Below are 14283 nucleotides of genomic sequence, written 5' to 3'. Positions count from 1 at the left end.
TAAGTGCTCCTATGTTATTATTAAAATTTATATTTATGTGCTGAAATTTGTATATAGTTATGAGATACGTTTTTACTTTTGTATTTATGCACTATAGCCTTAAATTGTATTACTTTATAAGCAAAATTACAACTCATAGCTTCACATTAATTTTACAATCTTAAAACTAAGTTTACATTATTTTTTCTATAAGTTTGGAAATAAATTTCTGTAAAACCCTTTATGGTACTAAAGTACTATAGAATTATTTTTAAATAAGCGTATTATCTAATTAAAGTGATTTATCTATGTCATTAAGTTATAATAATGCATAGCTAATCAAATATATAAAATTTGTAAAAACAATTATCAAATACAATTTCAATTATCAAATTTTCACCATAGATTCGACGTGCTACTTTCCTTTACATTGATTGTTTATAAGAAAGGAGATTACTAATGAAACAAGAATGGATAAAGCGTTTGGATGAAAGTTTAATTCAATCGTTTTATGAGCAACAGAACGAAAGAGAAATAGAAGAAGGGTTAACAACACAGTTATCTTTTGGGACTGCTGGAATTAGAGGGAAGTTTGGCATTGGTCCTGGTAGAATGAACGCTTTCACGGTAAGAAAAGTAGCTTTAGGCTTAGCAAAATTTATAAAAGCAAATTCTAATGAAGCAACTATTGTTGTCTTTTACGATTCTAGATTACTTTCAGAAGCTTTCTCTAAAGAATTATCTACAATATTAGCTGATAACGGAGTTAAAGTTATTACTGCAGAAAGCTATAAATCTACACCTGAACTCTCTCATGCTATAAGATATTACGGGGCAGATGGTGGGGTAATGATAACAGCAAGCCACAATCCCAAAAATTATAATGGTATTAAAGTTTATAATGAATATGGTGGGCAACTATTACCTAAAGACTCTGAAATTTTAAGTAGTTATATAGACGAAATTGAAAATCCATTAGATATAGAAATCGGTAGCTTTGATAAGTTAGTAACTAAAGATCAAATTAATTTTGCAAGCAAAGATGTTAGAAATAATTACATAAATGAAGTTATTAGGGCTACGGGAAACATTGAAAAAAAGAATGTTAAAACAGTACTAACTAGTCTACATGGAACAAGTTTGCCTATAGTTTCTGACATTTTGGACAAACTCAATTATGATAATTATGTTATTGCTCAATCACAATCTATTCCAGACGGAACATTTCCTACACTAAATAGTCCTAACCCTGAGGACGAATCCGCATTTGAAGTAGGGAAGAAGCTAGCTGAAGAAAGTGATGCACAACTCATTATTGCTACTGATCCTGACGCAGATAGATTAGGGATAGTAGAACGTTTAGATAATGGAGAATATAAATTTTTCAATGGTAATGAATTAGGATTTATATTAATGAAATTAAGGTATCAAGACCTAATTGATGCTTCATATGAAGATTTATATATTGTTAAGTCCATAGTAACTAGTGAACTAAGTGAAAAATTGGCGGATGTTTTAAATGTTAATGTTTATAATGTGCTTACAGGATTTAAGTATATTTCGGAAATTTTAAATGATAAGAGCCATACTAATGAAAAACTATTGTTAGCATTTGAAGAAAGTAATGGCTATATGGTTGAACCATTTGTAAGAGATAAGGATGCTCTTCAAATCGTACCTTTAATCATCAAATTTAAAAATCTACTTTACGAAAATAATATTACTTTAAAAGATACACTTGATGATATATATCGTACAGTCGGTCATTATCAAAATGTTAATTTAAGTCCTGTATTTGAAGGTGCGGATGGGCAGCGTAAAATAGAAACAATTATAAATTCATTTAGAAATAAAGAAATACATCAAGTGTGTGGGTTAGATGTAAAAGCAATTGAGGATTATCAATTAGGAACAATTAAGTATATAGAAAGTGGGAAAGAAAAAGCCACTTACTTACCTAATGCAAACTTAATACGTCTAATATTTGATGAAGGTTTTATAGCTATTAGGCCATCAGGTACAGAGCCTAAAATTAAGATATATTTTTCACTAAACGTAAATAACATTGATAGTTTAATTAAAGAATTCCAAGAGACTTATATTGAATATTAAAGACATGAATGTGTGAGGCTAACAAGAAAAATGAAACTTAATAAATTTAAAATAATCTTTTTTATAATCGTACTAGTTACACTGATTGTATTAGTTGGAATATTAGGATTTAAATGGAGTAAACATCATGAAGTAGAAACGCAAGTATTAAAGAATCAAAGCGATAACACTAATTATATTGAAAAAAGAGATAAGTCAGTTAAAGCGCCCGAGAAGTTAAAAACAATAGTTGATAAAAAAGAACCAATGTATGGCCAAATTGATAAGTATTTAAAAGAAACGCATTTCAATGGTACAGTAGCTATATTTGATAATGGTAAATTGAAAATGAATAAAGGATATGGTTATAAAGACATTGAAAAAGGTAAGAAAAATACTGCTAATACAATGTATCTTATTGGTTCTTCTCAAAAATTCACAACGGGATTAATGCTTAAACAATTAGAGCTAGAACATAAGGTGGATTTAAATGCCCCTGTAACGAAATATTTACCTTGGTTTAAAACAGATAAAGAAATAACAATTAAAGATTTAATGTTACATAAAAGTGGATTATACAAATACGAAGCTTCAACAAACATTAAAAACTTAGATCAAGCAGTATTATCTATTCAGAAACGTGGAATTGATGATAAAGTTTATCATAAACATAGTTATAATGATGCAAACTATTTAGTCCTAGCTAAAGTGATTGAGAAGGTAACAGGGAAACCATACGTACAAAATTATTACGAACGTCTTGGTAATAAATTTCATCTAAAGCATTCTGCTTTTTACGATGAGAAGCCATTACAAAATGAAATGGCTAAAGGTTATAAATTTAAGAATGATTCATTTTCGTTCTTACGTCCTAATGTACTAGATCAATATTTTGGTGCAGGGAACCTATATATGGCACCTTACGATATGGGTAAACTTATTAATAAGTTTCAACAAGATAAATTATTTAGCTCTAATGTGACAAATCCAATGCTACATGAATTTGGTACTGAAGAGTATCCTGAAGAATATCGATATGGCTTCTATGTTACGCCATATCTTAATAGAGTGAATGGCGTGTTCTTTGGCCAAACATTTACTGTATACTTTAATGACCGTTATGTTGCTATATTAGGTACTAATATTAAAAATACTAACGGCTTCGTGCCTAATGAAGATAAAATGAGACATATTTTCTATAATATTCTTAATCAAAAGAAACCTTATAATACACCAGGTGTTAAAGTTCAAGAAAAACAGCGTACAAATCATTAGATATTCACCTAAAAAGACGATTAGAATAAAAACCACGCATATTCAATAAAGATATTTTTAGCCAATATATTAAATCAGACTGAGAAATTAAATATTATCTCAGTCTGATTTTTTTAATATATAGTTCAATATAAATACGTTACTATTTACAATAGCTCAGTGCGTTAAGGAATAAATCTTCGTAATCTTTATCTACAGGTGAGAGTACAACTGTACAATTAGGATATTGAGATTCGAAATCTACAACAGTTGCTCCTTTAGTGTAATGACCAGCTAATTCTATTTGAACATCTGCTTCTTTGACATTAAATGCTTGAGGTTGCAGTAAATATAAAATAGTAAACACATCATAAATTTTAACGCCATATTCGAAGTCTTCGCTTCGATAGTGTTGAAATAAATCATGTAACATTTGTCCTGTTTCATTTTGATTTTTAAAGCTTTTAACGTAATCATGCGTAAATATGGCTTCTCTAGCTAAGTCTAATCCTATCATTGTCAGAGGCAATCCAGAGTTAAATACCACTTGCGCAGCTTCAGGATCACAATAAATATTAAATTCTGCTAGAGGCGTGACGTTTCCTCTTCCTGTACTACCACCCATAAGAACAATTTCTTTAATGTAATCAGTTACTTCAGGATATGTAGAAAGGAGTATTGCTATATTAGTCAATGGACCAATTGCAATGATAGTCATAGGATTCTCGCTCTTTAAAATTGTTTCTTTCATAGCTTCAACAGCGTGGGTAGATGCCAAATCCTTTTGCGCAATTGGGGGAAAGTCATAGCCATCCATACCAGATTCTCCATGAACTGGTGCAGCGTCGACAATTTCGTTTAATAAGGGTTTTGATGCACCTCTATGAACAGGCACATCACTATTAAAGAAATGTTTAAGCTTTAAAGCATTTGCGGTAGTCTTCTCAATACCTACATTCCCATTCACAGTAGTAATCATTTTTACATCAAATTCTGGATGACATAAACCCAAACTGATTGCTGCAGCATCATCTATACCAGGATCAGTATCAATAATTATTGGGGTTACCATTATATTAATTCGCCTCCTAAAAATGAACTTCCCATTAAGCGTATCATTGTATCATCATAATTTCGACAATAAAAAAAGCAAGCTAACATATATATGCTAGCTTGCGTGTTGATTAACTAAGCCATGAGCTTGATAATCTTTACCTCAGTTTTATAAGTGGTGAGAGTGACCACCTTGCATTACCCAATACGTACCAATAACGATAGCTAGGGTAATGATGATTGCGAAGATAACTTTGAATGATTGAACTCGACCATCTTTACCTTCAGTTAAGTGCATGAACATTAATAATTGAACTGCAGCTTGGATAAAAGCAAAACCAAAGATAATTGTTACCTTAGCATGGAATGTCATTGATGTGTATAGTGTTACGAAAACTGCTAAAAGCGTTAAAACGATTGAAGCAATGAAACCGACAGTATGTTTTACGATTGTATTCATCCGCTATACACCATCCCTATCATATATACGGCAGTGAAGATGAAGATCCAAACAACATCTAAGAAGTGCCAGTATAAACTTACTATAAATAATTTAGGAGCATTGTATGAATCTAAACCGCGAGTTCCGATTTGGATTAATAAACAAATGATCCAAACAATACCTACTGATACGTGACATCCGTGCGTACCTAATAGGATGAAGAAACTAGACCAGAAGGAACCGATAGTAGGATTTACTCCTTCTTGTGCATAGTGTGCGAATTCGTAAATTTCAAAACCTACGAATACAAGCCCTAATAATACAGTGATAATCATCCAAATCATCATTAAGTTCTGTTTCTCTTTTCGCATGTAGTAAATTGCAATACCACAAGTGTAAGAACTTAATAATAATGAGAATGTCATAATTAGTACAAGAGGCAATTCAAATAACTCTGTAGTCATTTTGTGAGCGTAATCGCCACCGTGTTGCAAAGTTAATAACGTTGCGAATAGGGTACCGAATAACGCGAATTCAGCTGTAAGGAAAATCCAGAAGCCAAGTTTATTTAATTCGCCTTCATGACTACGTGAATCGATTGTATTAGTATCATGACTCATGACTTACAGCCTCCCTTTCTTTAATACGAGCTTCTCTTAAACGTTTTTCAGTTTCTGCAACTTCAGAAGCATGGATGTGGTAACCATGATCAATTTGGAAACTTCTCCAAATCATAGTTCCAAAGATACCTGCTAAGCAGATAATTGCAGGAACGAGTGTTTCAAAGATTAAGAAGAAACCACCGATTGTAAAGAAGATACCCATCCAGAAACCTACTGGAGTATCGTTAGGCATATGAATATCTTTGTAATTATGGTTGTCTAAGTAATGACGACCATGTTCTTTCATATCAACAAAAGTATCGTAGTCATTCCAATCTGGAGTGATTGCAAAGTTGTATTTAGGTGGAATAGCTGAAGCTGTTGACCACTCTAAAGTACGACCAAGTCCATCCCAGTTATCACCAGTTGCTTCACGTGGTGCTTTGATATGAGCATAGACGATACTTGCAACTAAGAATAGGAAACCAATTCCCATTAATAATGCACCGATAGTTGAGATGAAGTTTAATAACCACCAACCATCAGAAGGCATGTAAGTGTATAAACGACGTGGCATACCATCTAATCCGAGTACGAATTGAGGTAAGAAACAAACGTTAAATCCGATCATGAATAACCAGAAGCACCATTTGTTTAATGTTTCGTTTAATTTGTAACCCATCATTTTTGGATACCAGAAGATTAAACCAGCTAAGCAGGCAAATACTACACCAGTAACCAATGTATAGTGGAAGTGGGCTACTAAGAAATAAGTGTTGTGATATTGATAGTCAGCAGATGCCATCGCTAACATTACACCTGTAACCCCACCTAATAGGAAGTTAGGGATGAATGCTAGTGAGAATAACATAGGTGACTCGAATGTAATTCTACCTTTATACAATGTTAGTAACCAGTTAAATAATTTAACTCCGGTAGGCACACCGATTAACATTGTTGAAATTGAGAAGAATGAGTTGATTAATGCACCATTACCCATAGTGAAGAAATGGTGAACCCAAACTAAGAAACTTAAGAACGCGATACCTGCAGTCGCCCAAACCATGCTTTGGTGACCGAATAGGCGTTTACGTGCGAAAGTTGGGATAATTTCTGAATAAATACCGAATGCTGGCAAGATAACGATGTATACCTCAGGGTGCCCCCATACCCAGAAGAAGTTTGCCCATAACATCGGCATACCGCCATCTGCTACTGTAAAGAAGTGTGTACCGAACACTCTATCTGTAGTCATTAATGCTAACGCAACTGTTAAAACAGGGAAAGCTAAAATGACGATAAGCGTAGTAATAAATGTTGTTACAGTAAACATTGGCATTTGCATGAACTTCATTGTAGGAGTTTTACATCTAAGTATTGTTACAAAGAAGTTAATACCAGTCATTAATGTACCAAGACCAGAAATTTGTATTGCAACTAAATAGTAGTTGACTCCTGGTCCAGGACTAAATTCACCAGCAAGTGGTGCATAGTTAGTCCAACCTGCAGCTGGAGATCCACCTACGATAAATGATAGGTTGAATAAAATCATACCAGCAAAGAATAGCCAGAAACTAACGTTGTTCATTACAGGGAAGGCAACATCACGTGCACCGATTTGTAATGGAACGACGATATTCCATAAACCAAAGATGAAAGGCATCGCCATGAAAATAATCATGATTACACCGTGCGTACTGAAAATTCCATCATAGTGGTTTGCTTCCAAGAATTTATTATCTGGAATAGTTAATTGAGTACGAATTAATAACGCGTCAATACCACCACGTACGAACATTAATACGGCACAGATTAAATACATTACACCGATTTTTTTATGGTCTACGGATGTGAACCATTCTTTGTATAGATATTTCCATAATTTAAAATAGCTAATTACTGCGATAAGTCCGATAACTAAGAATGGGGCAGCAATTTGCGCCATGATAATCATCCAGTTACCTTTAACGAGTAATTCATCCCATGGAAAATTCATTAATGTCCACCTCCATGATCATCATGTTCTTTTTTTTGAAGTTTAGACGCATTTTCGTCTTTTGCTCCTTTAGAAATTTTTTCCATTTCTTTAGAGTTATGGTCCTCTTCTTTTTTGAACTCATTGTCATATTTTTCATTGTTGCCGAGAATAATAGGTTTCATACCATGACGTTCATAGTTCGCGTTTGTCACTTTGACCTTACGAGCTGGTTTAACAGGTTTATCTTTTACATCTTTATAAAGATCTTTTTCTTCAGTGAAGTTAGGATCTTTCTGAACGAAATTATAACGTTTATAAGCGTAGAAGATATATTCTGGATCAGCTGCTGGGTCAACAAACGCCATATGAGTACCATTGAATGTTAATTCTTTATTAGGTGTGCTTGGTAAGAGTTGTTTATCAAATGTATCTTGATTTAATGTTTTCTTACCTTTAGCTTCTTTAACCCATTTATCGAAATCATTTTGGCTTACAGAGTGAACTTTAAATGTTTGACGAGCAAATCCGTCACCATTGAAGTTAGAGTTACGACCTCTGAAGGTACCTAATTGATCTGCTGTTAAAGTCCAATTCATTGTCATACCAGTCATAGCATATTTCTGACCACCTAATTGTGGAATCCAGAAACTTGTCATAGTATCCATAGCTTGAAGCTTGAATACGACTGGTCGATCTTTAGGAATTGTTAATGTATTAACAGTCTCGATGTGTTGATCTGGGTAAGCAAAGAACCATTTGTAACCAGCGCTTACTGCGTAAACCACAAGTGGGTCTTTGTCTTTTTGAGGTGGTTTCTCATAATCATATAATGTTTTAACTGTTGGTACAGCTAAAGCAATAACGATTAGGATAGGTACCACAAACCAAATTGTTTCTATTAAAGAATTGTGGTGCATCTTGCCTGATACTTCATTCTTATTATAACTGTACTTATAAATAAAGAATGCAAACATGGCAAGCACAACGACAACAATAACAAGCATGAAGATGATTGAGTAGATGATCAAGAACTTCTGACTACTTGCTACTGGCCCTTTTGCATTAAAAACTTCTATATTTGAACAGCCACTAAGTAAAATTAGTGTGCCAAATAATAGAAGCAAAGACTTAAATTTTGACACTTTTTTTGACCTCCTAATACTACAAATGTAGGGCTTACCACTAATTTTAGTTTATTACACAATATTTACAAGTACCTGTAAAAAAAAATTTGTTGTTATATGTAAAGAATAAGCATTGATATAAGGTATGACGGGGATTTTAAGATTTGTTAAAATTATGTGTACATTTTGTGAAATTAGACAAATTTAACAAAATTGCATGTAATACAACTTATGTATTGAGAAGTGTTATCAATTGAAGGGTTGAGGGGGATTTTGCAAATAAAAAAGTTGAGAAAATTCTCAACTTTAAATAGGAAAGATTCTATTTTACTTCAATATATCTCGTAGATGTTTTTTCTGCTCCATCAGAGTCAGTTACTATATATTTAACTTCATATTTTCCAACTTTAGATGTATCTACCTGACCGTCGACTTTGATTTTATGAGTTAAGTCACCATCTTCTTTATCATATGCGCTTATACCATTTAATAAATTATAATCTTGGCCTTTTTCAATTACAATATCATTGACCCCGCGTAGTTGAGGTTCGGTATTAGTAGTCGCTTCTGCATTCAAATTAGGCGTTACTAAGGTAGCTGAAACACCAAGCGCTGATAATGACTGTAGTAATTTATTCATAACTTAACCTCCGTCTGATAGTCATCTATGATTTAAATCTAATATACTTTATATTTAAGATTTATACATCATACTATGGTCTTAATATACCCCAGTTTTAATAAAAATTAAATATATTTTAAGTAAATTTCATTAAAGATTATGTAAATTGAAAGTTTTGTGAAGGTTTTAGCATTTTATTTATTTTTTAGAAAAATAGGAATAGAATTAACTTGCAATAAATTAATAGGCCTTTTGAGACCATATGTGGGAGTGGAAATAATGTTAACGGAAAAAGAAAAAAGTATCATTAAAGAAACTGTTCCTGTATTACAGGATAAAGGTGAAATAATTACATCACATTTCTATAAAAGAATGTTTAAACAACATCCTGAATTAAAAAATATGTTTAATCAAACGAACCAACAAAAGGGTCTTCAATCAACTGCACTTGCACAAAGTGTTTTAGCTGCGGCAGTTAACATTGAGCATTTGGAAAATATTATGCCAGTAGTTAAAGAAATCGCTTATAAACACTGTGCATTACAAGTACCACCTGCTGGATATGATATTGTTGGTGAAAATCTGATTGCAGCTATAAAAGAAGTAGTGGGATTAGATGATGATCATGAAATTATTAAAACATGGAAGAAAGCCTATCAAGATATCGCTGATGTATTTATTTCAGTTGAAAAGGATATTTATAGTCAAATGGCTTGGGACGGTTTCCAACCATTTAAAATAGAAGAAATTAAACATATTTCTTCAGATATTAAGTCTTTCACAGTTGTTTCAGATAAACATGATTTAAGTCAATTTGTTCCAGGTCAATACATTACCGTAGATGTAAGTAGCGAAAAGATGCCGTATCGTGCAAAACGTCATTATTCAATAGTAAAAGGTCACAAACAACATTTAACATTTGCAGTTAAACGAGATGTGACAACTGAGCATGAAGGAGAGGTATCTACTATATTACATGATGAGTTAGTAGAAGGTGATTCAATTAATTTATCTGCACCAGTAGGTCCATTTAAAGTAGAAAACTTGAATAACGAACAATTATTCTTAGGATCTGGTATAGGAGTTACCCCTTTAGTACCAATGTTTAATGAAGCAGTTACAAATGGGTCTAAAGCTCAATTTATTCAGGTTACTAATGATGTTAACGATGCACCGTTTGAATCATTAATTAATGAAATTGCAACTACTAAAGAATCTGTTGATTATCACCTACATGATAAAAACTCAGAAGGCTATCTAGATGAAGAAAAACTTAAAGACTATATTAATGAAGAAACAGAAATTTATATTTGTGGAGGTACTCACTTCTTACAATCAATTATAAAAGCATTAAAAGAAATGAATGTAGATACAAATAAAATTCATTACGAAACATTCATTCCTAAATTAAGTGTAACTGTATAATATAACGAAGAAACCATCTCAGTATTTAAATGATTACTGAGATGGTTAATTTTTTTTTTTAAAGAATGGAAAGTTATAGAGCGTAGAGATTTATTCAATTCCTCTGCGCATTTTTTCTGCTATAAGTGTATTATTTAGTACCATAGTAATTGTTAATGGTCCTACACCACCTGGAACAGGTGTAATTGCTCCGGCGATTTCTTTCACTTCTTCATATTCTACATCGCCTTTTAATTTGCCATTTTCATCAGGTGTATTACCAACATCAATAATTACTGCACCTTCTTTAACCACGTCTTTAGTTACAAGGCCAGGTTTACCTACTGCACTGACGATAACATCTGCATCTTTTAAGTGTTTACTCATATCTTTTGATCGTGAATGTAAAATAGTTACAGTTGCATTCTTTTGTAGTAATAGTTTTGAAACAGGTTGACCAACAATATGACTTCTGCCTATTACAACAGCATGTTTACCTTCTAGATTAATATCCGCATGTTTTAAAATTTCCATAATTCCTAATGGTGTACAAGGTACAAAAGTTTGCTCATCAATATAGAGTTTACCAATATTTGAAGGATGGAAACCATCTACGTCTTTATCAGGATTAATAGATTCTAAAACTTTTTGTTCACTCACTTGTTCCGGTAGAGGAACTTGAACAAGAATTCCACTCACAGAATCATCGTTGTTAAGTCTGTCTAACTCTTTTAGAACGTCTTCTTCTGATGTTGATTCATCTAAATGTACAATTTCGGAAATCATTCCTATTTTTTCAGCAGCTTTCTTTTTAGATTTTACATAACTTTGACTTGCGCCATCATTACCAACTAGAATAACTGATAATTTTGGAGTGAAACCACGTTCTTTTAAAGATTCAACTTGTTCTTGTAATCCTTGACGATATTCCTTAGCTATTTGTTTTCCATCTAATACTTTAGCAACCACTTAAAACTCCTCCTTTAATTTCTTTAATTTCTTAACTTTAACATTAATTATAAAGTAATTGATAGTCAAAAGACGTAAATTAAATTTAAAAATATAATTAAAGTTCGATTTTTGATTGAAAAACTATCCTATGATTGTTATGCTATATCTGTAATATACAACTAATTCTTATCACAATCCAAACTTTTGAAAGGGTGTAAAACGTGAGAGTAGCAGTCATTATGGGTAGTTCTTCAGACTGGGAGATTATGAAAGAGAGTTGCTTGATGTTAGATGAATTTAATATTCCGTACGATAAAAAAGTGGTTTCTGCTCATCGTACGCCACAACTTATGTTTGAATTCGCTAATCAAGCAAAGCAAAACGGCTATGACATTATTATTGCTGGAGCCGGTGGAGCAGCACATTTACCTGGTATGGTAGCGTCAATGACTACTTTACCTGTCATAGGTGTGCCAATAGAGTCAAAAAGTTTAAAAGGGTTAGATTCTTTATTATCTATAGTACAAATGCCTGGTGGAATACCAGTAGCAACTACGGCTATAGGTAAATCAGGTGCAAAAAATGCTGGAATATTAGCAGCTAGAATGATTGGTATGACTGATAACACAGTTCATAAAAATTTGGAAAATTATGAAAAAACATTAGTGAATAAAGTGGAGGCAATGCAAAATGAGCTTCAATAAACTGAAATTCGGTTCAACAATCGGAATTATTGGTGGAGGACAATTAGGGAAAATGATGGCACAGTCCGCACAAAAAATGGGCTTTAAGGTTATTGTCCTTGATCCAAACGAAGACAGTCCATGTCGCTATGTTGCACATCAATTTATTCATGCTAATTATGACGACGAACAAGCATTAAAAGAACTAGGTGAAAGTTCAGACGTCATCACTTATGAATTTGAAAATATTTCTTCACAACAACTTAAACAACTTACAGAAAACTACAATATACCTCAAGGCTATCAAGCAATTCAGTTACTTCAAGATCGTCTTACTGAAAAGCAAACACTAAAAGATGCTGGAACACAAATCGTTCCTTTTCTACAAATAAAAAATAAACAAGATTTATATCAAGCTTCTAAGGAACTAGGGTATCCATTCATCGTTAAAACTCGCTTTGGTGGATATGATGGGAAAGGACAAATCCTAGTTGAAAATGAGTCAAATTTAGATGAAGCGATTGATTTAATTTCTAATCAAGAGTGTGTAGCGGAACAATACCTTGATATTGATAAGGAAGTTTCTCTTACAGTAACTATCGGAAATGAGCAACAAACAACTTATTTTCCATTACAAGAAAATGAACATAGAAATCAAATCTTATTTAAAACAGTCGTACCTGCTAGATCCAATAAAGAAAATGAAGCGCGTAAAGAAGTGGATAAGATAACCAATGCAATTCATTTTGTAGGTACATTTACTGTTGAATTTTTTATAGATAAAGAAAATAATCTTTACGTTAATGAGATAGCACCACGCCCTCATAATTCTGGACACTATTCAATAGAAGCATGTGACTTTTCTCAATTTGATACCCATATTTTAGCAGTAACAGGACAGAGACTCCCACAACAAATTGAAGTCTTGAAACCAGCAGTAATGATGAATTTACTCGGACGCGACTTAGATTTACTTGAAAATGAATTTGAAAATCATCCTGAATGGCACGTTCATATCTATGGTAAATCGCAACGCAAACCAGATAGAAAAATGGGGCATATGACATTACTTACTGATGATGTGAATCAAACTGAACAATACATGTTAATGAAGTTCGAAGGGAGAGACAAATAAGTGTCATTATTATATGAAGGAAAAGCAAAACGCGTTTATACTACCGATACAGAATATCAATTGCGAGTAGAATACAAAGATGAAGTAACCGCAGGCAACGGAGCCAAAAAAGACACAATGGCCGGCAAAGGAAAGTTAAATAATCAAATCACATCAATTATATTTGATTATTTAACTCGTAACGACATCAATAACCACTTCATTAAGCAACTTTCAGAGACAGAACAAATAGTACAACAAGTAGAGATTATCCCATTAGAAGTCGTAGTGAGAAATATCGCCACTGGTTCTATTACTAAGCGATTAGGATTTGAAAAAGGGCACGTGTTTGAAGAACCATTAGTCGAATTTTTCTATAAGAATGATGACCTTAACGATCCTTTAATTACTGATGATCATGTAAAACTACTTCATATTGCTAAAGATGATGAAATAGACAAGTTAAAACATATGGCAAAAGAAATTAATAAAGTATTGGTTCAACTTATGGAAGAAATGGAGCTAAGACTTGTCGATTTTAAAGTTGAATTTGGTAAAACACATGATGGCGAAATTTTACTAGCTGATGAAATTTCTCCTGATACATGTCGTATATGGGACAAATTTTCAGATACAAACTTTGATAAAGACGTTTATAGAAATGATACTGGCTCACTCATTGAAACGTATCAAACATTCTTGAATAAATTGGAGGATTTTAAACAATGAAAACAATCGAATTGCACATCACTTTACAACCACAAGTATTAGATACTCAAGGACAAGCTCTAAACAGAGCTGTACATGATTTAGGTTATACACAAGTGAATGACATACGCGTAGGTAAAGTTCTATACATGACGGTTGATGAAGCAACAGATGAAGCGGTTGATAATATCATTACGACATTAAGTGAAAAGTTATTCGCTAACACAGTGATAGAAGAATATAACTATAAAGTGATTGAAGAAAAGGAGAATGCATAA

General features: G+C 32.7%; 14 protein-coding genes. 7 read left to right on the top strand and 7 right to left on the bottom strand.

Translation table 11 applies throughout. The features are described 5' to 3' along the window. Positions 1 to 438: 438 nt before the first annotated feature. Both HMPREF2706_RS08945 and HMPREF2706_RS08940 read left to right on the top strand, forming a co-directional pair. Positions 439 to 2091: a phospho-sugar mutase gene (locus tag HMPREF2706_RS08945; protein ID WP_070862328.1), complete on the top strand. Its 1653-nt coding sequence runs from the start codon at positions 439 to 441 to the stop codon at positions 2089 to 2091. A gap of 30 nt (positions 2092 to 2121) precedes the next feature. Then, positions 2122 to 3345, top strand: coding sequence for a serine hydrolase domain-containing protein (locus tag HMPREF2706_RS08940; RefSeq protein ID WP_030065164.1), 1224 nt, complete (start codon positions 2122 to 2124; stop codon positions 3343 to 3345). A gap of 142 nt (positions 3346 to 3487) precedes the next feature. Here HMPREF2706_RS08940 and rihC read toward each other — a convergent pair whose 3' ends face one another. The 6 genes from rihC to HMPREF2706_RS08910 form a co-directional block, all read right to left on the bottom strand. After that, the gene (gene rihC, locus HMPREF2706_RS08935) at positions 3488 to 4396 is read right to left on the bottom strand and encodes a ribonucleoside hydrolase RihC (protein ID WP_030065165.1); all 909 of its coding nucleotides are present in this window, start codon (positions 4394 to 4396) and stop codon (positions 3488 to 3490) included. A gap of 150 nt (positions 4397 to 4546) precedes the next feature. Then, positions 4547 to 4837 carry a cytochrome aa3 quinol oxidase subunit IV gene (gene qoxD / locus HMPREF2706_RS08930; RefSeq protein WP_002435478.1) on the bottom strand — a complete coding sequence of 97 codons (291 nt, stop codon included), beginning with the start codon at positions 4835 to 4837 and terminating at the stop codon, positions 4547 to 4549. Then, positions 4834 to 5439 (bottom strand): cytochrome aa3 quinol oxidase subunit III, encoded by a 606-nt coding sequence (gene qoxC, locus HMPREF2706_RS08925; protein WP_002435471.1) that lies wholly within the window; start codon positions 5437 to 5439, stop codon positions 4834 to 4836. Before qoxC ends, qoxD begins: the two co-directional genes overlap by 4 nt. Then, on the bottom strand, positions 5429 to 7417 hold the full coding sequence (gene qoxB / locus HMPREF2706_RS08920) for a cytochrome aa3 quinol oxidase subunit I (RefSeq protein WP_049427976.1): 1989 nt from the start codon (positions 7415 to 7417) through the stop codon (positions 5429 to 5431). Before qoxB ends, qoxC begins: the two co-directional genes overlap by 11 nt. Then, positions 7417 to 8541, bottom strand: a complete 1125-nt coding sequence (qoxA, locus tag HMPREF2706_RS08915; RefSeq protein ID WP_002435296.1) for a cytochrome aa3 quinol oxidase subunit II — start codon at positions 8539 to 8541, stop codon at positions 7417 to 7419. Before qoxA ends, qoxB begins: the two co-directional genes overlap by 1 nt. A gap of 304 nt (positions 8542 to 8845) precedes the next feature. Further along, positions 8846 to 9163, bottom strand: a complete 318-nt coding sequence (locus HMPREF2706_RS08910) for a DUF5011 domain-containing protein (protein WP_002435347.1) — start codon at positions 9161 to 9163, stop codon at positions 8846 to 8848. A gap of 261 nt (positions 9164 to 9424) precedes the next feature. Here HMPREF2706_RS08910 and HMPREF2706_RS08905 point away from each other — a divergent pair, with 261 nt between their 5' ends. After that, a complete protein-coding gene (locus tag HMPREF2706_RS08905) occupies positions 9425 to 10570 on the top strand; it encodes a globin domain-containing protein (RefSeq protein WP_070862327.1) in 1146 nt (381 codons plus the stop codon). 90 nt (positions 10571 to 10660) lie between these two features. On the opposite strand, the gene folD is transcribed toward HMPREF2706_RS08905, so the two are convergent. After that, positions 10661 to 11518 carry a bifunctional methylenetetrahydrofolate dehydrogenase/methenyltetrahydrofolate cyclohydrolase FolD gene (folD, locus tag HMPREF2706_RS08900; RefSeq protein ID WP_002435335.1) on the bottom strand — a complete coding sequence of 286 codons (858 nt, stop codon included), beginning with the start codon at positions 11516 to 11518 and terminating at the stop codon, positions 10661 to 10663. 203 nt (positions 11519 to 11721) lie between these two features. On the opposite strand from folD, the gene purE reads away from it, so the two are divergent. The 4 genes from purE to purS are packed head-to-tail and all read left to right on the top strand — an operon-like array spanning position 11722 to position 14283. After that, positions 11722 to 12204, top strand: a complete 483-nt coding sequence (purE, locus tag HMPREF2706_RS08895; RefSeq protein WP_030065166.1) for a 5-(carboxyamino)imidazole ribonucleotide mutase — start codon at positions 11722 to 11724, stop codon at positions 12202 to 12204. Next, positions 12191 to 13318 (top strand): 5-(carboxyamino)imidazole ribonucleotide synthase, encoded by a 1128-nt coding sequence (gene purK, locus HMPREF2706_RS08890; RefSeq protein ID WP_002435349.1) that lies wholly within the window; start codon positions 12191 to 12193, stop codon positions 13316 to 13318. The genes purE and purK overlap by 14 nt, the downstream gene beginning before the upstream one ends. Further along, positions 13319 to 14026, top strand: coding sequence for a phosphoribosylaminoimidazolesuccinocarboxamide synthase (gene purC, locus HMPREF2706_RS08885; RefSeq protein WP_030065168.1), 708 nt, complete (start codon positions 13319 to 13321; stop codon positions 14024 to 14026). It abuts the gene before it with no gap. Next, entirely contained in the window at positions 14023 to 14283 is a 261-nt protein-coding gene (gene purS, locus HMPREF2706_RS08880) for a phosphoribosylformylglycinamidine synthase subunit PurS (RefSeq protein WP_030065170.1), read from the top strand. The genes purC and purS overlap by 4 nt, the downstream gene beginning before the upstream one ends.

The sequence above is a fragment of the Staphylococcus sp. HMSC067F07 genome, assembly GCF_001837405.1.
GTDB classification, from domain to species: Bacteria; Bacillota; Bacilli; order Staphylococcales; family Staphylococcaceae; genus Staphylococcus; species Staphylococcus capitis.
The sequence above is the reverse complement of the archived record's forward strand: the minus strand, read 5'-3'. Positions and strand labels throughout refer to the sequence as shown.

Bases quoted from the DNA above. Each gene is read 5' to 3' on its own strand.
- HMPREF2706_RS08945 (WP_070862328.1), top strand. From the start codon at position 439: ATGAAACAAGAATGGATAAAGCGTTTGGATGAAAGTTTAATTCAATCG.
- HMPREF2706_RS08940 (WP_030065164.1), top strand. From the start codon at position 2,122: ATGAAACTTAATAAATTTAAAATAATCTTTTTTATAATCGTACTAGTT.
- qoxD (WP_002435478.1), bottom strand. From the start codon at position 4,837: ATGAATACAATCGTAAAACATACTGTCGGTTTCATTGCTTCAATCGTT.
- HMPREF2706_RS08905 (WP_070862327.1), top strand. From the start codon at position 9,425: ATGTTAACGGAAAAAGAAAAAAGTATCATTAAAGAAACTGTTCCTGTA.
- rihC (WP_030065165.1), bottom strand. From the start codon at position 4,396: ATGGTAACCCCAATAATTATTGATACTGATCCTGGTATAGATGATGCT.
- qoxC (WP_002435471.1), bottom strand. From the start codon at position 5,439: ATGAGTCATGATACTAATACAATCGATTCACGTAGTCATGAAGGCGAA.
- HMPREF2706_RS08910 (WP_002435347.1), bottom strand. From the start codon at position 9,163: ATGAATAAATTACTACAGTCATTATCAGCGCTTGGTGTTTCAGCTACC.
- purK (WP_002435349.1), top strand. From the start codon at position 12,191: ATGAGCTTCAATAAACTGAAATTCGGTTCAACAATCGGAATTATTGGT.
- purS (WP_030065170.1), top strand. From the start codon at position 14,023: ATGAAAACAATCGAATTGCACATCACTTTACAACCACAAGTATTAGAT.
- qoxB (WP_049427976.1), bottom strand. From the start codon at position 7,417: ATGAATTTTCCATGGGATGAATTACTCGTTAAAGGTAACTGGATGATT.